Origin of the sequence: Adlercreutzia wanghongyangiae (assembly GCF_035989245.1) — a bacterium.
Classification (GTDB): domain Bacteria; phylum Actinomycetota; class Coriobacteriia; order Coriobacteriales; family Eggerthellaceae; genus Adlercreutzia; species Adlercreutzia wanghongyangiae.
In genome coordinates this window covers 574,096-597,653 of the sequence record NZ_JAYMFF010000002.1, presented here as the reverse complement: position 1 = coordinate 597,653, position 23,558 = coordinate 574,096, and the positions used below count along the sequence as shown (strand labels likewise).

9 protein-coding genes (1 of these 9 running past the window's edge) are annotated in these 23,558 nt (G+C 66.8%); 1 reads left to right on the top strand and 8 read right to left on the bottom strand.

The features are described 5' to 3' along the window. Positions 1–25 precede the first annotated feature (25 nt). The 7 genes from VIN30_RS02650 to VIN30_RS02620 form a co-directional block, all read right to left on the bottom strand. Entirely contained in the window at positions 26–1,465 is a 1,440-nt protein-coding gene (locus VIN30_RS02650) for a histidine kinase (protein WP_338209064.1), read from the bottom strand. A gap of 63 nt (positions 1,466–1,528) precedes the next feature. Further along, entirely contained in the window at positions 1,529–2,386 is an 858-nt protein-coding gene (locus tag VIN30_RS02645; RefSeq protein ID WP_338209062.1) for a sulfite exporter TauE/SafE family protein, read from the bottom strand. 9 nt (positions 2,387–2,395) lie between these two features. Beyond that, positions 2,396–3,760 (bottom strand): glycosyltransferase, encoded by a 1,365-nt coding sequence (locus VIN30_RS02640; RefSeq protein WP_338209060.1) that lies wholly within the window; start codon positions 3,758–3,760, stop codon positions 2,396–2,398. Positions 3,761–3,792: 32 nt separating this feature from the next. After that, entirely contained in the window at positions 3,793–4,818 is a 1,026-nt protein-coding gene (rsgA, locus tag VIN30_RS02635) for a ribosome small subunit-dependent GTPase A (protein WP_338209058.1), read from the bottom strand. Beyond that, a complete protein-coding gene (locus VIN30_RS02630) occupies positions 4,818–5,795 on the bottom strand; it encodes a hypothetical protein (RefSeq protein WP_338209056.1) in 978 nt (325 codons plus the stop codon). Before VIN30_RS02630 ends, rsgA begins: the two co-directional genes overlap by 1 nt. Further along, complete coding sequence (locus VIN30_RS02625) at positions 5,792–7,321, bottom strand: TrkH family potassium uptake protein (protein ID WP_338209053.1); 1,530 nt, start codon at positions 7,319–7,321, stop codon at positions 5,792–5,794. Before VIN30_RS02625 ends, VIN30_RS02630 begins: the two co-directional genes overlap by 4 nt. Positions 7,322–7,325: 4 nt before the next feature. Then, positions 7,326–7,457, bottom strand: a complete 132-nt coding sequence (locus VIN30_RS02620; RefSeq protein WP_326424067.1) for a hypothetical protein — start codon at positions 7,455–7,457, stop codon at positions 7,326–7,328. A 323-nt stretch (positions 7,458–7,780) separates the two neighbouring features. On the opposite strand from VIN30_RS02620, the gene murB reads away from it, so the two are divergent. Further along, positions 7,781–8,701 (top strand): UDP-N-acetylmuramate dehydrogenase, encoded by a 921-nt coding sequence (gene murB / locus VIN30_RS02615; protein WP_338209051.1) that lies wholly within the window; start codon positions 7,781–7,783, stop codon positions 8,699–8,701. A gap of 140 nt (positions 8,702–8,841) precedes the next feature. Here murB and VIN30_RS02610 read toward each other — a convergent pair whose 3' ends face one another. Beyond that, on the bottom strand, positions 8,842–23,558 hold the 3' end of the coding sequence (locus VIN30_RS02610; RefSeq protein WP_338209049.1) for an SdrD B-like domain-containing protein. 24,754 nt of this gene lie beyond the right edge of the window; only the last 14,717 of its 39,471 coding nucleotides appear in the window; the start codon falls outside the window, past its right edge; the stop codon is at positions 8,842–8,844.

Here is a 23,558-nt window from a genome sequence, read left to right as displayed (position 1 = left end):
AAGGGCAGAAAGTTCGGCGGGCAAGTTACTCCGCCACCTGAGCCACCAGCTCGGTCAACTCGGCCACCGTGGCTTCGTTGCGCGCAGCGGCCCTGGCGGCCTCGTCCTCCGGGGCCGCCTCGCACGACTCCTCGGGAGTCGGCACCGTCTCCTTGGCGCAGCCCGGGCAACGCAGCGTCACCTGGGTGCCCACCCCCAACTCGCTGGTGTACACCATCTGCGCGTCGGGCCCGAAGAAGCCGATCATGCGGTCGTGCACGTTCTTCACGGCAATGCCCAGCCCCGTGGACGATTCCACCTGGGTGATGTTGGCGCACGTTTCCGCGTTCATGCCCACGCCGTTGTCGCCCACCACGATAACCACGTCGTCGCCATCGGCGAAAGCCTCCACGGTGATGACCAGCTGGCCTTCCGAGGGCATCGCGTGCTTGATGGCGTTCTCCACCAGCGGCTGCACCAGAAACGGCGGCACCATCATGATCTTCAGGTCGGGTGCGGCGGCGAGCCGCAGGGCCAGCCGCTCGTCGCCGAAGCGGGCCAGCTCGAAGTTGAAGTACCGTTCAACCTGCTCCAGCTCGCGGGCCAAGGTGATGCGCTCGGTGGAGTCTTCCAGCGTGCGGCGGTAGAACTTCGCGAACTCGCGCAGCAGCTCGCGGGCCTTCATGGGATCGGTGCGGATGAACGAGGCGATAGTGTTAATGGTGTTGAACAGGAAATGGGGGTTGATCTGCGTCTGCAGCATCTTCAGCTCCATGGCGGTGGCCAGCTTGCGCTGGGTTTCCATTTCCACGGCGGCCATCTGGGTGGAAAGCAGCTGGGCGAACCCGTGGGCAATGGAACGCTGGGTCTCAGTGATCTTGTTCGCGTTGCGGTAGTAGAACTTCAGGGTGCCCTCCACGCGATCGCCTACCCACAGAGGCTCCACGATGGCAGCCTTGATGCGGCCCTCCCGCTCTGGCTCCGGCAGGCCGATGGCCTCGGGCGCCAGCAGCACCAGCGTCTCTCCCTCCTTCAGGGCCTGCTGCGTGGCCGACGTGCGAATGCGGATGCCCGCGGGGTTGTCGGCCTCGCGGTAGCCGGCGTAGCCCAGCACGAACTCGCAGTCGGTGATGGCCACGGCCACCGCCGAGGTGTTCGGCAGCAGCAGCTCGCACACCTCGCGGGCCGCCTTCTCGGTCAGGCCCTCGCCCATGGAGTCGATCATCGACGACGCCAGCTGCAGCATGGCGTCCGACTGCAGGGCGCGCACAGAATCGGGATCCATCATCAGCCGGATGACCACCACCGAAACGGTGAACACCACGCCGGCCGCGCCCAGCACGGGCACCGGAGCCTCGGGCATCAGGAAGGCCCACACCAGCGTAATGGCGGCGATAGCGGCGATGGTAACCGCCAGCATTTCCTGGTTGAACTTGGGAATGCCCATGCCGCGCGTCCATGCGCTCTGGGGTTCGTGGGTTGCCATGGCGCCCGCCTCCAATCGCTCAGCTTGTTGACGCCAGTATAGCAAACCGGAACGCCGGCGCGCCTAACCCCACAGGCCCAGCTGGTTCACCACCAAAAGCGCGGCCGCCACCACCAGAAAGCCGGCGAACAGGAAGCGCAGCTGCCGCTCGGGCACCTTGGGAATGAGCTTGGCGCCCAGGGCCGCCCCGGGAATGGACCCGCAGGCCACGGCAATGCCGGCCACCCAGTTGATGTTGCCCAGCAGCGCCTGGGTGACAACGCCCGGCACCGCCAGAATCATCACGGCGATCAGCGACGTGCCCGAGGTAAGCTTCATGGGCACGCGCAGGATGGACATCATCAGCGGCACCATGATGAAGCCGCCGCCCACGCCCACATAGCCCGAGGCCAAACCGGCCCCCAGCCCGATGGCGAAGCCGATGGCCACCTCGCGCCAGCCGATGGCGGGCGCCTCGCGGTGGGCGCGCTCGATGGCGGCGGCGCGCTCGGCGGCGGTTGTCGCGGCAGATGCCGCACCCGCCGCGGCCTTTCTCGTCTTCGGCGCCTTCAGGGCCTTGCGGAACATGGTGATGGCCGAGTAGCCGATGATGAGAGCCGCCGCGCCCATAACACACCAGTCGGGCGACAGGGTGGCCAGCCACACGCCCACCGGCGACAGACAGGCACCCCCCACACCCGCCGCCACGCCCAACTTCGGCAGGCAGGTCTTGTTGCGCACATGGGAGATGGCGCCGGAAACCGACGTGGGAATAATAGTGAACAGCGAGGTGGCCGTGCACATGAGAGAGTCCATAGCATAGCCCAGCTTGAACGCCGGCACCAGCAGCATGCCGCCGCCCACGCCCAAAAGCCCCGCCAGCACGCCCACCACCAGGCCGACGACCAGCGACACCGCGAACAGAACGACCGTTGCCTCCATGCCGCGCCCCTACTCAGCCATATCCAGGCGAATCTGCGTGGTGGCACCCGGGTCGATAGAGGGGTGCGGCACACCAGGCATGGGCACGGGGGCCGATGCGCCCGCAGCAACGGCGGCACCCGCAACCGCGGCCGCCTCGGGCGCGGGCGCCCCCGCGGCCTCCTCTTCCACATCCTGCACGCGCAGCATACTGGAGCGCACCAGAGCGCTGGACAGCAGCTGGTCGGATTCCAAGCGCTTCATGGCCTCGGGCCACACGTACTGGAACTCGAAGTACTTCGCGCAGTTGGCCTCGGCATAGGCGCTCGCCACGCCCGTGGCGGCCTTGGCAGCCTGGCGGTAGGCGCGCTTGTCGGGGCGCCCGAAGCTGCGCAGCCACGCCGTCAGACGAATGCGGCGGCGCAGGCCCGGCTCCAAAAACGGCCCGGGATAGGGCTCCAACGAGGCCGGTTTCACCTGCTGCAAATCAATGAGGGCGCGGCTGTACTCCAGCTTGCGGTACTCGTACAGCCAGCGGAAGATGTCCTGGCGGAAACGCATGCCCTCGCTGGGAGAATCGGGCGGCAGATGGCGCAGCACCCACTGGTTGTCGAACCAGATGTCCGAGCCGTACATGCGCAGGTTCAGCATGTAGTCCAAGTCTTCGCCGCGGGCAATCCACGGGTCGAAGGCCAGACGGCGGAACGCCTCCTTGTGAATGGCCAGGCAGCCGCCGCACACGTGGTTCGAGCGCGACAGGCGCGGCCCCCGCATGGCCTTGGTGATCCACTCGTTGAAAGCGCGGCCCTGCTGCCAGAAGCGGTTGTACCACTTGTCCTCCCACTTCGACAGATAGGAGCCCTGGTCGTTCAGATAATAGCCGGTCTTGGCCACGATGGGCACGCCCTGGCGCGTCAGCTTGCCCAGGCCGTACATGGCCTTCTGCAGAAACGCGGGATCGTCCACCACCTCGTCGTCGTCCAGGAACACCGCCGCGTCGAAGCCCAGCACGTTGGCCACCACCAACCCCAGGTTGCGAATGGCGCCGTAGCCCGCCAGGCCGATCTCCTTGTTCAGGCGCTCGATGTTCAGCTGGGCCATGCGCTGCTCGATCAGCGCCAACTCGGGCGCGCCGATGACGAGCGTGGTCACCTCGGGGTGCGCGCTGGCCACGGCCTGCACCTTCTCGGCCGCCTGGGCCTCAATGGACATGTCGGCCGACACCAGGATGACCACCAACCCCAGGCCCTCCACCTTCGCCAGCGATTCCAGGCAGCGCCCCAACTCGCCCGGCTGGTTGGGCGCGGTGGGATGGTCGTAGGCCGTCACCACATCGGAACCGCCGCGATGGCGACGCGGGTAGATGAAGGTGGGAATGATGACAACGGGATTCATGAACTTCCTTCCTGACAAGGATTGGCGATAGCTTAACTGCGGCGTTTGCGACGGGGCGGCGGAGATGCCCCCTTGCGCTGGCGTTTGGTGTCGCTCACCTTCTCGCGGGCCAGGCGGCGCGCCTGCTCGCGGCGCTCCTTCACCACGCCCGCCTCCTGGCGCAGGGCCTGGTAGGAATCGTAGCGGGCCCGGGGCAGCGCGCCCAACTCCACAGCGGCCCGCACCGCGCACCCCGGCTCCGCCTCGTGGGTGCAGTCGCGGAAGCGGCACGATGCAGCCAGCTCCTCGATGTCGGAGAAGGCGGCCTCGATGCCCGCATCGGCATCCCACAGACCCAAGCCGCGTACGCCGGGCATGTCCACGATGCGGCCCGCACCCGGCACCTCCACGATCTCGCGGCTCACCGTGGTGTGGCGACCCTTGCCGTCGCCCTCGCGCACGGCGCCCACATCCAGCACCTCGGCGCCCACCAGCATGTTCACCAGACTCGACTTCCCCACTCCCGACCGACCGATCAACACCGTGGTAGTGCCGGGGGCCAGCAGGCGCCGCACGGCCTCCACCGACGACGGGTCGGCCTCGGACACCAGCAGCACCGGCGTGTCGGGCCCGGCCAGCGCGCGCACGGCCTGCACGACGGATTCGGTGTCGGCCTCGCTGGCGGCCAGGTCGGCCTTGGTCAGCACCACGGTCACCTCGGCGCCCGTTTCGAAGGCCAGCACCAGTTCACGCTCCAGACGGCGCAGGTTCACCTCGCCCACCGGTTGGGCCACGATCACGCGCTGGAAGTTCGCCGCCAGCACCTGGGGCACGGCTCGCTCGGTGGGGTCCTTCCTCACGAATTCGCGGCTGCGCGGGGCAATGGCCTCGATCACGCCCTTGTCGTGGGCATCAGGCACCGACACCGACACCACATCGCCGATGACGGCGCGCTGGTCGTGGCCTTTCACCAGGGCCGTGGCGTGCTCGCAGCGCAAGCGCTCGCCGTCGGGGAAGCGCACCAGGGGATAGCCCCGGTCCAGCTTCACCACCTCGCCCGTACGCAACGCATCGGCCATCAGCGACGTCCCTCCCTCATGTGGCGGAACACCAGCAGCATCACCAAGCCCACGCCCACCAGCACCGCACCGGGCGCAAAGGCGGCCGGATCCAGCGTCTGCTGGGTCACCGAGCCCTTCTCCACCGCCGTGACCGTGTCGGCATGCAGGTCGGTGAGACCCTCGTGGTCGGAGCACGACAGATGGAAGATACCGCGCACCTGCAGCGTGGTGCCCTTGCGGCCGTAGGAGCCGTACATATCGATGGGCAAGGTGGCGTCCACGGAAATGAACACCGGCACCTCGGCGTAGGAGTTGTCGTTGGACTGCAGCACGATCCAGCAATAGCCCGGATCGAACTCGGCCTTGATGCGGTCGCCCACCACCTCGCCGGTCACCTGCACCGTTTGGTTGTTCAGGTAGGAATCGGCGTCCTGCAGGGCGCTGATGGACGTGTCGTAGATAAACGAGCTGTCGGGCTTCTGCTGGGGATTCACCAGGTTGTCGGGGTTCACACCCGAGCCGAACACCGGGTCGGGAATGATGGGCTTGGGCATGGCGGCCGCACTCTCGCCGTCCTCGCCTTCGGACGGCGCCTCCTCGGCGTCATCGGGCGGTGTGCCGTCGGCACCCTCTTCCAGGGTCGGCGGCTGCTGATCGCCCGGCTGTCCCGCGGCCGCGTCGCCCCCCTGCCCCGGCTGCCCGCCTGCGCCGGGAGACTGCTGGTCGTCCTTGCCGGCCGAGGGGTCCACCACACCGGTATCGTCGGTGGGCACAGCTTCGTTGGTGGGGTTGTCGGCCCACGCCTGAGCCGGGCCGCTCCAGGGCGCACCCGCGGCCGTCGCCGCGCTCGACGCATCCGTCCCGCCAGCCGCGACGCCCGAGCCGGCCGGCGCCGCACCTGCGCCCAGGCCCAGACCCAGCGCCAGCACGCCGGCGCATCCCACGGCCGTCGCCGCCCGCATCAGGCGACGTCTCTGCGTTTTCCCTGCCTTCACGAGCGCTTCACCTTCGGCCCCTTCCGGCGCGGCACCACCGAGGCGCACACCTCCACGATCAGGGCCAGCAGCGTGACGAACTCAAGACGGCCCGCCCACATCTGCAGAATGTAGAACAGCTCCAGCGTGGGCGCCATGCCCGGATGCGCCATGGAGGTGGTAATGCCGCCGTTGGAAGTCATGGCCACCGACTCGAAGATGGCCGGGATGGCCTCGCCGCCGTGGGCGATGCCCACCAGCGCGCCGATGACGTAGGTGATCACATACAAGATGAACACCGTCATGGCTTCTTTCACGATATCGGGCGTCAGCACGCGCCGACCCAGATGGTCGTAGGACACCACCACGCGAGCCGAATCGGGCGCCAGCGCCTCCTTCACGTTCGCCACGATGGACTTGAAAATGAGACCGATGCGCGAGAACTTGATGCCGCCAGCCGTGGAACCCGAGCTGCCGCCCACGGCCATGATGAAGGCCAGGGTAAGGAACGCCCCGTTGGAGAACACGGTGGTGATCTGGTTGGTGGTGACCACCTGGAAGCCCGTGGTGGTGAACGCCGAGATGATCATGAACAGACCGCGGCGCAACAGCGCCAGCATGTCGTCGAACAGCGCCCACGACGACAGCGTAGCCGCGAACACGAAGGCCATCACGGCAATCCACAGCACCATGGTCTTGGTCTCGATGTCCTTGAAAAAGGCGCCCACGTTGCCCTTCCACACCTCGGCGTACAGCACGAAGCTCACCGAGCCCAGAATCATCAGCACCATGAGGATGCATTCCAGCGGGAACGAGTGGTAGTACATGATGGACAGCTGCATGGGCGTGAAACCGCCGGTAAGGAAGGCCGACAGCGCCACCCACAGGGCGTTCAGGAACGCGCGAGCCGGCTCCATGCCCAGCACCAGGCACAGCCCCATGATGACCACCGTGGCAATGGACACGATGATCAGGGTGATGCGGGCGATGAACTGGGTCGTCTGCACTACGTTGGGCACCACGTGCTCGCTGCGGCCCTCCGACGAGAACAGCGACGCGCCGCCCCCGCGGCCGAACAGCCCGAACGACAGGGCCACCACGATAAGGCCCAAGCCGCCCAGGGCGTGCATGGCGAAGCGGAACATGTTGTCGGCGTAGGACAGGTGGTCCAAATCGACGATGACCGAGGCACCGGTGGTGGTGAGCCCCGACACGCCGTCGAACACGGCGTCCAGATACGTGGCGTAATGTCCCGAGAAGTACAGCGGAATGGAGGCGAACAGCGCCAGCACCACCCAGGCGAAGCCCGTTACCGCCAGGGCCTGGCGACGCGACAGGCGCCCGGGCTCGATACGCAGAAAGCGCAGGGCGCAGCCGGCCACCATGGTAATGCCCACGGCCACCAGGTAACGCGACGCCGGCTCCCATTCATGGAAGACGAGGGCCGTGGCCAGGGGCACTAACATCAGCACCGCGAAGAACAGCACCAACGTACCCAGGTAATGCCCGATGACCCGCAGGTCGTACAGTGTGAAGCGCAACCACATAGGGCTATCCCAACAGGATGCGCGTCAGCGCCATCAGCACCCACAGCCCGATGATGAAGCTGACGATGGACAGCAGCATGAGCGTAATGGCGGCTGCCGGCGTGGCGGGTTTGATATCGGGATGCTTGCGAGCCACCGGATCAACCCCGGGCCCGCGCGGCCGGCGCGCAATATGTGAGCGAATATGTCATGGGGGTATTCTAGTACAATGCAACCCATGGGTCACCAACGGTAACCCTATTGCCATGGCAAACGGAGGAGACGGGCTTGCGGCCTATGGGCTAGAATAGACGAATTCGAAGCTCGTCTCTTGTCGGAGCCGCAGGGTATTCTGATTCGCTCAGACAGTCCTCGCTTTGTGGAACAGTCCACTGGACTGTTCCAGTCGCTGCGGAACTCGCTCGGTCAGAACACCCTCCGTCTCCTCTACACCGGCACTTAGTTGAGAAGGATTGAGCAATGAGCGTTCCGGATTTCAAGAAAAGGCTTCAGGGCATCGTCGGTGCGGAGAACATGCTGGCCGACGAGGCGTTGGCCGCGCACACCACCTTCCGCATCGGAGGGCCGGCGCAGTGGATGGTGCTGCCCCACACCGAAGAGGAGGTCGCCGCCGTGGTGGCAGCCTGCGAGGCGGCCGGCGTGCCGTGGCGGGTGCTGGGATACGGCTCCAATGTGCTCGCTCCCGACGAGGGGCTGCCCGGTGTAACGCTGAAGCTGGCGGAGAACTTTGCGACCACGGAATTGCTGCCCGGCGGCTTGCTGCGCGCCCAGGCTGGTGCCGATAATGCCACAGTGGCCGCAGTCGCCTGCGCCGCGGGGCTTGCCGGCTACGAGTTCGCCAGCGGCATTCCCGGCACCGTGGGAGGCGCCGCTATTATGAATGCTGGCGCCTATGAAGGCCAGTTCTCCGACGTGGCCGTTGCGGTGCGCTGCCTGGTGCCCGGCGCGGACGGCTGGCACGTGGCAGACGTGCCGGCAGCCGAGACCGCCTGGGGCTACCGCACCAGCCGCATGATGCGCGAGGGGTGGGTAGTGCTGGGCGCCACGCTGCAGCTGCGCCCCGATGCGCCAGCGGCTATTCAGGAACGCATCGATGATCTGACCCAGCGCCGCGCCGAAAAGCAGCCGCTGGAGATGCCCTCAGCAGGCAGCACTTTCAAGCGCCCCGAGGGGCACTTTGCCGGCGCCCTTATCCAGCAGGCCGACTGCCAGGGCCTCACCGTCGGTGGCGCCCAGGTATCCACCAAGCACGCGGGCTTCGTGGTGAATGTTGGCACCGCTACCGCCGCCGACGTGCTGGCCCTCATCGCCGAGGTGCAGCGCCGCGTACAGGCTGCCAGCGGAGTGGCCCTGGAACCCGAAGTGCGCCTCTGGCAGTAGCCCGCGCGGGGCAGCGCCCCCTTCCCTTCCCAACGTAACAGCCCCAGCTCACGACGGCGCGAGCACCGCCGCCCCAGAAACAGCAAGCGGGGGTCGGACAACTGGTCCGACCCCCGCTAAACGTTTATGGGCACCGAGCGCTAGATGGTGATGTCGACCCAGCGCTGGGGCTCTTCCTCCTCTTCGCGACGGCGCAGCAGCGAGAGGACGAGCATGATGGCCGCGAACCCGGCGATGGTGGCCAGGATGAGGCGCAGCAACGACGTGGGATCGCCCGTCTGCGGCAGCAGGATGCGGATGATCTTGGTCAGCCAATCATCGAAGATGCGCGTCACCCAGCCGTCGGTCTCGGGCAGCGGATCGGGATCCACATAGTAGCCCGGGTCGATGGCGTGGCCCGCCTCGCGCGTCCAGCCGTAGGCGCCGGTCGTGCGGTAGGCCAGACCGTAGGCGTCGGCGTAGCCGCGGGGGCCGGTCACGGCCAGCGTCTCGGTCACGGCCATGTTCGCAGGTGCCTGCTCGCCGCGCAGGTTCAAGTGCGCCACATCGTTATCGAGGTTGTCGTCAGTGCCCGCGTTCAGGGGCACGAACTCGGCCTCGTCCGGCTTCTCCAGGCGGATGCGGTACACATAGGGCTTGCCGTACTCGTCCACGATGGGCGCGCCGGCGAACTGGTAGTTGCCCTCAAGGTCGGTAGTCGTCGTGGCCACGATCTCCCACACACCGTCAGATAGGATGCCGTCATCCTCGGCCCGGGGCAGCCCGGCATCGGGAGCCGGCACGTCGCGACGCAGCAGCTTTTCCAGACGCTCGGCTGCCAGCGGGTCGTCGCCCTCGGTCGCCGCGCCGTCGGCCGCCGCCAGGGGCTGCACCGAAGCCGTGGCGACGTTGGCATCGTCGCCCTCCGAGCCGGCATCGGGGGTCGTCGCGCCCTCATCCGAGCCCGCCTCGTCTCCGCCGTCGCCGACGTCACCGCTACCGTCGCCATCACCGTTCTCGTCGTCCTCGTCGTCACCCGGCACGTCAGGCTCGGGTTCGGGCTCGGGCTCCTCCTCGTCGCCGTCCACAATCCAGCCGATGTTCAGCCAGCGGTCGGAGGTCTGCAGCGGCGCGCCCGTGATGTCCAGGTTGCTGGTGGGCACGCCGTCGGTGACGCGGCTCATCCAGCCGGCCGCCACGGCCGCCGCGAACGTGGTGGTCTGGCGCTCCAGCACCAGTTCCTTGCCCACCACCAGCTCGTCGTCCTCAGCCTGCAGGCCGTCCTTGTTGGCATCCAGCCACACATGGCCGCTGAACGTGGCCGCGCTGAAGGGCACCAGGCCCGCATCGTTGCACAGGCTGGACACCGAGCCCAGCGTGGACCACTGCACCCCATCGGGACCGTCGATCTTCGACTCGGGGGCGTCGGCCTCCTCGGCGGGCATCGCCAGCACCATCAGGCCGTCGCACACCACATCGCCCTCGGGCACCATGCGGGTGTTCATTTCATCCAGATCGGAATCCACCTCGGTGTCGGCACCGCGGTTCAGGGGCGCCACGCTGAAGCCCGCGGGAATCTCGGTCACATGCACGCGGTAGCCGTACACCACCTCCACGCTGGCGTTGCGCACCACAATCTCGGCGGTGGCAGGCAAATCCTCGAAGGAATAGCGGCCGTCGGCGCCGGTCACCTGCAGGCTTGGCGTCTCGTCGTCGGCGGGCACGCGCTCGTTGAAGTCCTTGTCGTACACCCACTCGGCGCGTTCCACGTCGTACCAGTAGCGCGTCAGCCGCACCGTGGCGCCGGCCACCCCGCGCTCGCCGGTCTCGCGCACGCCGTTGTTGTTGTCGCGCCACACGATACCGGCGATGGTGTTCAGGTTGGGCGCCTTCGCACCGGCATCCAGGCGATGGCCCAGCGGCGCGGGCACGTCGAAGGTGACCCCCTCGCGCAGGTCGTCGTACTGGGAACCGAAGGCGCTGCCGGCAACGTTCACGGTCTCGCGGCTGGCGTACACGCGCCCGTCGTCGATCACCGCGCCGCTGGCGTAGGTCATGACCTTGTGCAGCACCAGCGCACCCGTGTCGTCGCGGGTGAGATCGGAATCAAGGCCGCTGCCCACGTGGAAGCGCGACATCACGTAGCCGTTGTTCAACTCGGCCATATACACGGTGTAGCGGGTCTGCATCACCGCATCGCTGTCGCCGCGCTCGTTGTAGCCCACCAGCTTGCCGCCGCTTTTTTGCACGTAGCTCTGCAGGCCCGAGAAGCGGTAGATGCCCTCATGGTCGGTCTCCACCGCCCGAGCTCCCGGAGGCGCCGGCTTCACCGACAGCTGCGGGCCCGAGCCGTCCAGCGGCTCGTAGTTCTCCGACTCGCCCAGCACAGCGGCCACCGTGGACAGCTGGTAGTTCTCGGTCAGGCCGAACTCGTCGTGAGCCCCCATGGCGTACAGCGAGATGCCGCCGAAGGACGCCGCCGCGAACAGCGGCAGACCGCCCTGGTGCAGCAGCGCCGCGCCGGTGCCGAATGCCGCCGCCGTCTCGGCGCCATCGCCCTCGCCGCCCTCGCCGGGCACGGGCGTCTCCGGCGCATCCGGATCGGCCACCTCGTCCTCGCCGGGATCGGGTGCGGGCTGTTCGGGCTCACCGGGTTCCGGATCGGGAGCGGGGGCCTCGGGCTCCACGCCGAGCGACACCACCAGGGTCACCGACGATCCGGGCCGCACCGCCGTGCCGGCCGCGGGCTCGGTGGCGATAACGCTGCCAGCCGGCACCGTGGGATGATGCTGCTCGCGCACGGCATCCTCATCCACCACCAGGCCCAGGCCCGTCAGTGTGGCCACCGCGGCGTGCTGGGTCTGGCCAGCCACATCCGGCAGATCGAACTCATCGTAGTCGCGGATGCGCGCCACCACCTTGTAGGCCGTGCGCTGGGCCAGGTTGTCCAAAACGACCCGACCCGTGCCATCGGGACGCGTCCAAGCCGTACCCGCCGGCACCGTCGTGGCATCGGCGGGAATAGCCGCATACTCCCAACCGTTGCGCACATCGGCGTCTTCCCAGCCGGGCACCTGAATCCACCAGTTCTCCTTCTCGGTGAAGGTGATGGCATGGGCCGACGCCTCCAGCTCGTCCTCGGTGAACACCGCCGAGGCCAGCTTCGACTCGCCGCGCGTGCACACGTAGAACGGGTCGCTCTGCTGCCAGTTTCCATCGGAATCCTGCTGACGGCAGATCACGCCGTACTCGGTCAGCGGGTTGATGCTCAGCACCGCACCACCCGCCAGGGCCATGCCGTCGCTGAAGCGGCCCGTGGCATCGGCCGGCCACGGGAACACGCTCGCGTGGTCGATGGAGGGGTCGTTCTCATCGGTGAACCACGTGGCACCGCCGTCGATGGAGTACTGGGTGTTCGCCGTCACATAGCGCACCGACACGGAACGGTCGGTGGCCGTCAAGTTACCCACCTGGGGCTTGTCGCGATTGGCGGCGAAATCGGGGTTAGGCACCCAGCGGCCCATCGAGCCGTCGGCGTTGGCCGCCTCGGGATCGAAGTACTCCTGGGTCACGTACACCGTCTCGCCCACCAGCGGGTCTTCCAACTCCACCACCGATGTGGGGCCGTCGGCCGCACCCGTGCCCGGCGTCTCGGCACCGTCGCCCGCGCCGTCGCCTTCTTCGGGCACATCCAGCGAGGTCTTGTAGTTGCGGATGCCGTCGTAGTTGGCATCGTCCCACGCCACACCGGCGATGCTGGCCATGCCGAAGGGGCCGAAGCCGCCGTTCATGCAGTCGGCATCGCGGGTAGTGGAAAGGTCGAAGGCCATGCCGTTGGCGTTCACGTAGTAGGCCGGATCGGTGGCGCCCACCTCGTCGTCAGCCGTGGTGGCCTCATCAGCCAGCACCAAACGGCCGTCCAGCACCGAGGCATCCTCGGTCTGGTCGTTCACCGCATTCAGCGTGATGGCGTAGCGGCCCGCCGTGTAGCCGGCGTTGTTGGCCACGCGGCCGTTCAGCACGTCCACGTCGCCGGGGCGGTGCACCTTCGAGGCCGTCTCGGGTGCAGGCACCAGCTCACCGTCTTCCTCGGTATCGGTCAGCAGGCGCGTGACCGGCAGGCCCAGCACGCCGTCCTCGGCGCTGCTGCCCTCCACCTCCAGGGTGTAGCCCAACAGGTACCACGGGCGGAACGCGTCCACCACGTAGGCGTCCTCGTTCACCACCTCGCGCGTGGCCGAGGGCAAATCGTCGAAAGCGAAGCGGCCCTCGGCGTCGGTCTGGGTGCTGATGGTGCCGTCAACCTCGGCCTTCCACTCCCAGTGGTAGCGCACGCCGTTGATCTCCAGCGGCTGGCCGTCCACCTCGGCGGCCGCAATGGCACCCGCCGATGCCGGCAGCTGGCCCTCGGCCGGCGCATCCGGGGTGGTGCAGGTGCACTCGGCAGAGCCGTCGGCCACCAGCTTCAGACCCCAGGCGTGCAGGTACACCGTCTTGCCCTCCAGGCGCGCTTCACCACGGCCCGCCGTACCGTCCAACTTGCCGTTGTAGTTCTCATCTTGGAACAGCACGCCCTCGATGGTGCCGGTCTTCTGCTTCAGCAGGGCCGCGTCGTTGTAGGCACGGTCGGAGCCGGCGGCCAGGTCGTACTGGTCGAGGCCCGTCGCGTCGGCCCGAGCCCCGGCACCGGCCTGGGCTCCGGCGGCCGTTGCCTGCGCCTGCGCCATCGGTGCCAGCGAGGCGAAGGCACGCATCAGCGGACGGGCCGCCGTCGTGGCAGCCAGGGCCGCCGCAACGCCGTCCTTCTTCTGGTCCAGGGCCTCATCCAGGGTGAGCAGGCCCACATCCTGGTTGTCGTTGTTCGAGGGGCTGCTCGCATGGATGTTGCCCAGCACCGAGCTGTCGTCCTTGCGGTTCAGCAGCACGTCGAACTCGCCGTCGGTCATCAGGTTCGCGTTGTAGTTGATCAGGTCGGAGTCCTGGGTGAAGTTGTCCTTCTGCTGGTACTTCGCGATCATCCACGCACGCTGCTTGTAGCCGGCATCGGTGTAGCGCACCCGGTAGCCGTAGACGATCTTCTCGCCCGTGGCCGGATCCATGGTCTGGGTGGGCAGATCTTCGAAGCGGTACACGCCGGCGCGCACGGTGCCATCGGAGTATTCCTGCACGCGCGTGTACTGCACGTGCTGGCTGGCGTCGAAGGTGGCCGTCTCGTTCCAGGTGTTCGCCGGGTTGGCGCGGTAGGCATCCCAGGAATCGGTGCCCACCACCCATTCCTCATCGGGCACCCAGGCGCCGTCGATAGACTTGTAGCGCTCCAAGGTGACGCGGGCGTTGTTGATGCCGTCCTCGCTGACCAGCTCCTCGTACACGGTGCCGTCGCGATAGGCGTCGCCCAACTCGGCCGGCGTGTACACCGCATCCACCTCGTTGCCTGCGGCGTCGGTGCGCTTCATCAGCCGCTCCGCGCCGTTCTCGTCCAGCTCGTAGATGCACAGGTTGCCGCTGGCGTCGAAGCGAGAGACCTTGACGAGGTCGCCGCGCTCGCCGTCCTCGTTGCAGGCGTAGGCCTTCATGGTGCCGTCGGCGGCGTAGTCGATGGCCACGCGCTGGCGGATGCCGTCAGCGTCGGCCGGTCCGTACAGCACCGGGTCGCCCGTCAGCTCGTTGATGGACTGCACGCCGTCGTTGTCGGCGTCGTTCCAGAAGATGCCCACGATGTCCTGGGTGGGAGGCGGCAGCTCGCCGGCGTCGCCGCCGCTCACGGTGTCCAGGCCCTCTTCATAGGCCCGAGCGCTCATCCAGTCGAAGGTGACAGGCTCGGCACCCAAATGATTCGCGTAATCGCTGCCGGCGATAGCCTGCTCCGCCGTGGCGGTGCGGGGCTCATCGGCACGGCCAGCCAAGATGATCTGGCCCTCCAGCATTTCCTGGCGCATACCCCGGTAGCGCTGCGGGGTTACGGTAGTGGTGGGGTTGCCGGCCTCGTCGGTGTCCTCGTGGGTGTCGGCCACGAACTCCTCGCGCCCGATCAGCGGGTAGTTCTGGGTAATGCCCAGATTGTCGGGCAGGTCGGAATCGATGGCCAGGGCCGCCGCCTCATCGCCGGCGTGATAGCGCGTCATCATCCAAGCGCCCTCGTCGGTGGCGTTCAACATAGCCAGCTTCACGCGGTAGCCGGCCAGGTACTGCTTGCCGGCCTCGTCGGTGTAGGCCGTGGGCAAGTTGTCGAACTGGTAGCGGCCATCGGCATCGGTGGTCACCGTCAGCACGCCGTCGGCAACCGTCGCGCCCGTCGCCCAGCCGTCGCCCAGCAGCGGATGCTCGGCGTCGTCCCACGTGGTGTAGATGTCGGTGCCGAAGGCCTCGTTGCGGAACCAATGGCTCTCGTAGCCGGCATCGATCTTGCCGGACAGGTTCAGGTTGTCGTAGTCGTAATCGTCGGTCAGGAAGGCCGGGCCGGCGGGGTTCACGCGCTCGGGGTCGTAGAACCACTGCTCCAGGGTGATGGTCTGGCCCTCCACGCCCGGCTCATCGGCGCTGTACACCGGCACCTTGCGCGTCAGCGGCTGACCATCGTCGCCCAGCACCGCATTGCCGGCGCCGTCGGTCACCGCCTCGGTGCGCCACGTCAGCTCCTGTTGGCCGTCGTAGTCGGCATCCTCCCACACGCGACCGGACACCGAACGGGTGGGCACGGGCAGCTGGCCCGCATCACCGCCGTCGTAGATGTCGGCCCGGGCGCGCATGATGTCGAACAGCACCGTGCCGTCGGCGCCGGCCACCACATCGCCCTCGGGCACGGAAACCAGAGTGGTCTTGTCGCCGTCCACGGTCACGCTGTCGGGCTTCGGGCCGGCCAGGATGATCTGGCCGTCGCAACCGCGCACGCCGCCGGCCACGCCATCGGCAGCTTCCTCGCGGCCCAGCAGGCAGTAGCTCTCCTCGGTGCCGGGCAGCGCATCGTCCACATCGGAGTCGATATTCAGCTCGTCGCCGGCATGGTAGCGGGTCATCAGCCACGGCACCCGCGAGGTCACCGTGCCGTCGGCCGCGGTCACCTGCTGCTGGTGCAGGCCGCCCAAAGTCAGGCGGTAGCTGGCCAGATACAGCGTGCCCTCGTCGCCCACATAGGCCGTGGGCAGGTTCTTGAAGCTATACACGCCATCGTCGTTCGTGGAAAGGGTCAGGTAGCCGTCGTCCGACAGCGCGGCGGCCAGCGCATCGGCGTCGCTCTCGTCCACCGCCCACTCGTCGGTGGCGATGGAGGCCAGCACGTTGAAACCGTCGTGGCCGAAGGCCTCGTTGCGCACCCAGGCGCCGGCACCCTCGTCGGCCGCCGGGTCAAAGTACCACTGCGAAAGCGTCACGCGCTCGCCGGCGATGCCCGGCTCGTCGTACTGCTTCACGGCGCGCATCACCGCTTCGCCGTTCTCGTCCTTCACCGGCTCGCCGTTCTCGTCCAGCACCGGCTCCTCCACCTCGGTGAAGGCCTGCATGCCATCGTAGTCCTCGTCGTGCCACACGCGACCGGTAATCTCGCGGCGCGGCACGGCGATCTCGCCCACGTCGCCGCCGGCCACCACATCGCCGCGGCTGGTCAGGTAGTCGTACTTCACGCTGCCCGTGGCGCCGTCGTATACGTCGCCACGGCTCACCTCCACCTGCGAGGGCTGGTAGCTATTCTCGCGGCCCGTAGGCACCGTGTCGGCCAGGATGATCTGGCCGTCCAGGGCGCGCAACTGGGTAGCCGCATCATCGCCCGCACCCACGACCTCGCGACCGATCACCTTATAAGAGCCCTGGCGCTGGCCCTGGTCGTCGCGCACGTCGGAGTCGGCGGCCACGTCGTCGCCCTGGTGGTAGTGGGTCATCATCCACGGCGTCTCGTACAGCAGCTTCTCGGGGTCGTCCTCGTCGTACACCTTGTCGGTGCGCAGGCCCAAAAGCACCACGCGGTAGGCGGCCAGGAAGTGCTCGCCCTCGTCGTTGGTATAGGCTGCGGGCAAATGATCGAACTGGTAGCGACCGTCCTCGTCGGTGGTCACGGTGACCACGCCGTCGGCCGCCGCCTCGCCAATGGCCAGGTCGCCCTCGACCGAGGTGCGCGCATCATCGCCGAAGACGGTGTTCTGCACCCAGGTGCCGTTGTCGTAGTACCACTGGGTGATGCCCACGGTCTCGCCGGCCAGGCCCACCTCGTCGTCGTCCATGATGCCGTCGTAGCTCTCGTCGTTCCACACGCGGCCCGTCACCGACGAACGCGGCACCTCCACCAGGCCCACGTCCCAGTGCTCGATGCGCTGGGCGGCGCCCAGGTCGTACTCGGCGCCCATGAACAGGCCGCCGCCTGTCTTGCGGAACACCTTGCGCACGTTGTCGGCCGCCGTGGACACCTCGTCGGTGCCGCCGGCCACCACGATCATCTGGTCGAAGGACACATCGTTGTCGTGGCCGCCCGTGGCCACCAGATTGCCCGCGCCCAGGCCGGGGGCCGTCACCGCGCCGCTGCCCAGCTCGTTCAGGTAGTAGGCGTACACGGGTTTGCCGTCCTTCAGGTAGTCGGACCCGTCGGCGTTTCTCACCTTCTGGGCCGCCATGCTGGCATCCGAGTCGATTTCCTCATCGAACTCGCCGGTCACGGCGCTCTTGGCCACATTGCGGAACGTGAAGCCCCAGTCCTTCGTGACCAGCTTCAGGTTGTCGCGGTCGATGCGCACGCGGTAGCCGGCCAGATACTTCGCCTTGTCTTCCTCGCGCACGGTCTTGGGCGCGTTCGGGTCGGCCACGTAGGTGGACACGCCCTTGAACACGTAGCTGCCGGCGTTGGACGAACGAGCCGTCTTGTATTCCAAATCGTTCAGCACCCAGCGGCCCTCGCCCGTGCCGTCGGCACCGGGCGTGCCGGGGTTGTAACCGCTCGGGTCGTCGGGGTTCGCGTCGTTGGGCAGCCAGTAGTACTGCTCCAGGGTGACGATCACCTGGCCCACGCCGATGCTGGGCACATCGTCCTGCAGGCCGTTGTAGTCGGTGTCGCTCCAGATGTAGTTGCCCAGGAAGCCCTTGGTACCGTCAATCCAGCCCAGGGCCATCTTGTCGTACACCTTGTAGCCCAGCCACGGACGATCCGGATCCTCGTACACGGCCTTGTTCGAGCCGCCGCCCACCGTGGGCACCGCGGCGTAGAAGCTGTTGGTCTCGCCGATGCCGCTCTTCAGCCACAGGTCGTTGTCCCACATGGCCGCCACCCGGTCGGTCGGCAGGGTGGTGCCGTCGTCGCCGGGCACCTGGGGCTGATCCTCGGCGTTGGCCAACGGCCGCTCCAGCGGGTCGTTCGACCAGTTCATCACCGAGGGCTTCAGCACGCGGTTCTTCATGTCGCGGCACACCACCTTGTAGTAGTGGCCCGGCTCCAGTTTGAACGAGAAGGCGCCCGTGGCCTCGGCGGCGGTGCCGTCGTCGTTGGCGCGCGCCTGCCACTGCCACTGCAGCGTGTCGTAGTCCTCCACCGCCAGCAGCTTGTTGCCGTCGTCGTCGAAGGCGCGCTGCCAGTTCTCGTTGTCGTTGGCGCGCACGTACAGGTCGTTGTCGGTCTGCACCACGGCGCGGTTGCCGTCGGCGTCGTAGGCCTGCTCCCATTCCTTGGTGTCCTCGTTGTACACCTGCACCGACACTTCCATGTTCTTCAGGCGCAACTCGTTCACCGGCAGCGCCGTGATGGCGTCGGTGTCGGAGGTCACGGGGTTGTTGGCGTCCAGATCGACGTTCACCCAGTCAAGCACGCCGTCGATCAGCTCGGGGTCCACCGAGCCGTCCAACTCCACCATCTTGTCCAGGTTCAGGGTCTTCTTGCCGTCCACCATGATGAAGTAGTCGGCCTCGCCCACCGACTTGTCCACCTCGGGGGCGTTGTCGGGGGTCAGCGCCAGGGGCATGATGCCCGCATCGGCCAGGGTGGCCGCCGCATCGGTGCTCACAGTGCCGGCCGCTTCCAGCGCATTCAGCTGGGCCACCGAAGCCGTGGTGGCCGAGCGCCCGAAGATGTCGCCCGGGTTGTCGCCGGCGTCACCCCCCTCGTCGGGGTCTTCGCCTTCGTCGCCGCCGAAATCGGGGTCCTCTTCCATTTCCTCGTAGCCCGCCAGCTTGTCGTCGCGGAAGGCCACGCCCGTATAGGTAACCGGCATGGCGATGCCCACGTTGTAGCTGGTCATCTTGGCGTCGTAGGTCTCGTTGCCCGTCACCGGCGAGCCGCCCTCGTAGGCGTCGGGGTTGTACTCCATGGCATCCACCTGGATAACATCCGAGGTGGCCACCATGGCGCCGTCGGTGCGCTCCACCTGCATGTAGGCGCTCGCGTCCACAGTGCCGCCCTGGGCCGCGCCCAGCTTGTCGGTCACGGGCACGTTGTCGGCGCCGATGCGCTTGGTGGTAAGGGCGTAGTTGCTGTAGGTCTCGGGGAAGGTGAAGCGCAGGCGGTACTTGCCCGGCTTCAGCATCGAGAACATGTAGTAGCCGCGGTTGTTGAAGTAGTCGCTCTCGGTAGTGTAGGTGTAGGCGCCCAGGTCGATGTTCTCGTTGGTGGAGGCCAAATCGTAGCCGCCGTACACGTTCACCAGGGCCTGGCCCGTCTGCGGGTTGGCCTTCACCCAGATGAGGTTGTCGGAGGTCTTCGACTCCTTCACCTGTACCACGGCCTCGCCGTTGCGGTTCACCGGAATGCCGTATTCGTTCAGCAGCTCCACCTTCACGCCGTTGATGCCCGGGTCCTCGGCCACGTCGTCGTGGTTCAAGTCGCGGAACAGGGCGCGGGTGTCGTTGCCGCCGTCGTAGGTGTACTTCACCTCGCCGGTGTCCGGGTCCATCGTGCGCTCGTTGGACAGGATGTAGCGGCCGTTCTCGCCCTTGTGGTAGGTGGTCTCGTTGCCGAAGAAGTCGGTGGTCTTCTCGCCCTCGGTGTCGTTGGCCAGGCCGTCCCAGTTGTAGTCGAGCCACACGTAGCTGCCCAGGTAGCCGTAGCCTTCGGGCGCATCGATGTACACGCCGGCCTGCTCCAGCTCCTGACTCTTGTAGGTCATGCCCGTGGGGCCGTTGCGGTAATTCACCAGCGACAGGAAGGTGTTCCACTGGCTGGTCTGGTACAGGTACTTCTGCAGCGGCGTGGCCTCTTCGGGGTTCAGGCCGTCAACCGACTTGTAGGTACTGCCGGCGCTGCCCAGGAACTTGGGCAGGTTCAGCGGCGCGTGCATATCGAAGGCGATGCGCACGTCTCCGCTGTTCTCCATCAGGTTCAGGTCCTTGTCCAGCACGCGGGTCCACAGCATGCCGATGGAGCGCGTCAGGTCGGCGGCCTCGTCGGGATGGGCCTTCACGTAGGCCTTCAGGTCGTTCAGGTTCACCATGTTGATGGTGGCCATGCGGGCGGTGTTCGACATCTTGGCGAAGTTCGCCGCGTTCACGCCCGAGCGATCCTCGATCTTGCTGCTGGAGTGAATCCAGTCCACCAGCTTGTCGTCGATCATATCGCTGGGGGCGGAATAGGCGGTGGCCCAGCGGGTGGTGAACTCGCTGTAGTCGTCGTCGCCCCACTCCTCGCCCGTGGAAACGGCGAAGTCGTGCGCCTCGTCGATGGGCAGCACCTTGTCGGCCGGCGAGGCCGGGGACAGGCGGCGGATGGAGCCGTCGGCGTTGCGCTCGATCTTCAGGGGGCCCAGCCACACATCCACCTGCTTGGGATTCTCCACCTTGGTCACCGGGTCGATCTCGGCCTTGGTGCGCACCTCGTACATGCCCACCTGCTCCTGGGTTGCCTCGTCCACCGTGGTATCGGTGTAGTAGGCCTTGATGCCATCCAGGTCTTGCAGCCAACCTGTCCACTGCGACTGGCGCAGGTTGTACACATCGTCGGTGCTGTCGTAGGTGGACACCTCGTAGTCGTCCTTCTCGGGCAGACGATCGACGAAGGTGGCGTACTGGTAGGCCGCCGCCGACGAGGCGCTAGAGCCCGTGTACTGCTGAATGAGCCAGTACTTGTAGCTGGAGCCCTCGGTAACGGCCGCGGTGCCCGAGCGATACTTGAACATCTCGTCGGTGTAGTGGGGCACCACCTGCTTGTCCTGCTTCACATCGTCGTTCTCCTTCCAACCCACCGAAGGCGCGTCGATGCGCAGCAGCGTCTCGGAGGAGTCGCCGTTGCCGTTGCCGTCGGACAGGTCGGAACGGTAGGAGGAGTCTTTGTTCACCGTGGAGTCGGACGAGTTCAGCATCTCGTTGGTGTAGTACAGCAGGTTGCCGTCGGAATCGGTGGTGGTCAGCGGGAAGTCGTAGAACTCGTAGCTGCCGGCCTTGTCGGCGTAGGCCTGCATCACCAGGGCGGTGCCCGAGTCGGTGGTGGCGTTGCGGTTCTTGTCGAACTGCATCATGAAGTCGACGATGAGGCCCTCGCCCGGGTTCAGCGTACCGCGGTCGCCGTTGGCACCGGCAAAGCTGAACACCAGCGAACGACGGGTGTTGGTGGTGGCCGAACCGGTCACGTTGTCGGTGAAGGCACTGTTGTTGTACAGATACGAGAACTGATCGGCACCGGAAATGGTGGAACCGCCGTAGGCGCGGATGGTGCCGCCAGCATTGCTGGCGCCCGACAGGCTGGTGTCGCGGATGGCCGCCACCGTGTCGTCGATGGTCTGCTTGTTCACGTCGGTGAACAGCACATCGTCGTACTCGGTGAGGCTGCCGGCCAGATAGGTGTTCTTCTCGCCGTCGTCGCCCTCGCCGCCGGTCGCATCATCGGCCGAGGCAACCCTGATGGCCCCATCGGCCGACAGCATGAACACCTGGGGCTCGTCTTCGTCCGCCGCGGGCTCGGGCTCCGGCGCGGGATCGGGCTCCTCGGGCGTCGTGCCGCTGGTGGCCCACTGGGCGTACAGGGTCAGCGAGGTGTCGGGCACGGTGAAGCCCTCGGCCGGGTCGTAGGCGGTGCCCGAGCCGTCGGGCTCGCTGTTCCAGCTGGCCAGGGCGGCACCGCCCGGACCGGTGAAGGTGCAGGCGGGCAGCGCGATCACGGTGCCGTTGGGATACACAATGGGATCCATCTCGCCCGTGCCGCCGTTGGCGTCGAAGCGCACCTCCGACTGCACCGACTCGTCGAACTCCCACTGGGCGTACAGATAGGTGCTCGTATCGGGCACGGTGAAGGCCACACCCGCCGGATAGACGGTGCCGGTGCCGTCGGTCTTGGTGTTCCAACCGACGAACTTGTAACCGTAGCGGGCATAGCCGCAATCGGGCAGCGTGATGGTGGCCCCGTTGGCCGCCACCACGTCGGTCATGGCGCCCACGGCCGCATCGCTGTTCTTCACGAAGTACACCGTGGAGTTCACGGCCTCGTCGGACACGGGGTTGCCGAAGCGATCGAGGGTCTCGCCATTGGGGCCCTTCTCCACGCGGAAGCCCGTTTCCTCCTCCACCTCATATTCGTGGAACTTCACCAAGCGATAGGACCACAGGGGCACCTGAGTGTTCATAGGCGTGGCGTCCATGGACGACGTGGTGCTGGGACGTCGCTCGTAGTTCACGTTCAGGGGACTGGTGGCCTTGCCGTTCTTGGTGGCCAGCATCTCGGTGTAGGGAATGTACTGCAACACACGCGCGTAGGGACGCTCGTCCGACACCTTCGCTTCTAAGCTGTTGGCCTGGGCGGCGATGGTGGAAGCCGTGGTGACCGCGTCGCTCGGCTTCACCAGGGTGATGTCGTAGTGTTCGGGCACATCCAGGTTGCCCTCGTCATCGTAGGTGGCGCGCTGGAAACCGCGCAGAGCCTCTGTCTGGGCCTTCAGCGAGGCGCGAATGTTCTCCACGGCCTCCTTGCTGGCCGCGGGCACCTGGTCGCCACCGATGACCTCGATCTTGTCCATCTGGGCGATGTATCCCTCCAAGGCCTTCACGAAGGCCTGGCGCGTAGGATCGGAAGCATCCGTCCCGCCGAATTCCGGATCGCCCCATAGCGGGTCGCTGGGCACGTAGCCCTGGGCCATCACGCGCAGGTTGTCGGCCAGGGTACGAATCTCGGCGGCCTGAGCCAGGCGCGCCTTCTGCGTGGCGTTCAGCTCGGGCAGCTTATCGAACATGGTGGCCGGGGTGGGGCCGAAGTTCTGGATACGCGGCAGCAGCGCCGACAGCTCGGGGTTGGTGGCGGTATCGGTGGGATAGGCGTCCTCGCTGTAGCCCATCATGCGCAGCTGAGCTTGACTGATGTTGTACAGGCGAATCTCGTAGCGCAGGAACAGCGAGTCCTCCGGATCCAGCTTGATGTTCTTGTTCGTCCACGAATAACCCTCGCTGGCAGTACCCGTGAAGTACCACTGGGCCACATCGATCTTGATAGTGGGCTTCTCGTCGGAGCGGAAGAAGCCGGCGCGGGCGCGCTCGAACTGCGCGTACTTGGTGTCGTCGTAGCGCGGCACCACCGTGGCGAAGTGGTTCACGTGCACCGAGTCGGACACCGAGCCCTGGGACCATTGGGCATACAGGGTCACGGTGCCCTCGAACTGGGCCACCTGCTTGTCGTTGTACCACGTGCCCAGGCCATCCTCGCGAGTATTCCAACCGGCGAAGGTGTAGTTCACGCGCTGGAAGCGGTTCAGCGGCAGGGCGAAGTCCTGATAGGACATCGCGTTCACCTTGTACGACTCCTTGGCCGCCAAATTATCGGGGTCTTCCCCATTGGTGATCTCACCCACCGGCGCGTTCGACTTGAACGTGATCTCGATGGGCTTCGGTTCGTGGGCCCACTGAGCGTACAGCACGATGTTCTCGCTCACGTTCAGGCTGTCGCCGGGGCGATAGCTCACACCCGAGCCATCGGGCGCGGTGTTCCAACCGG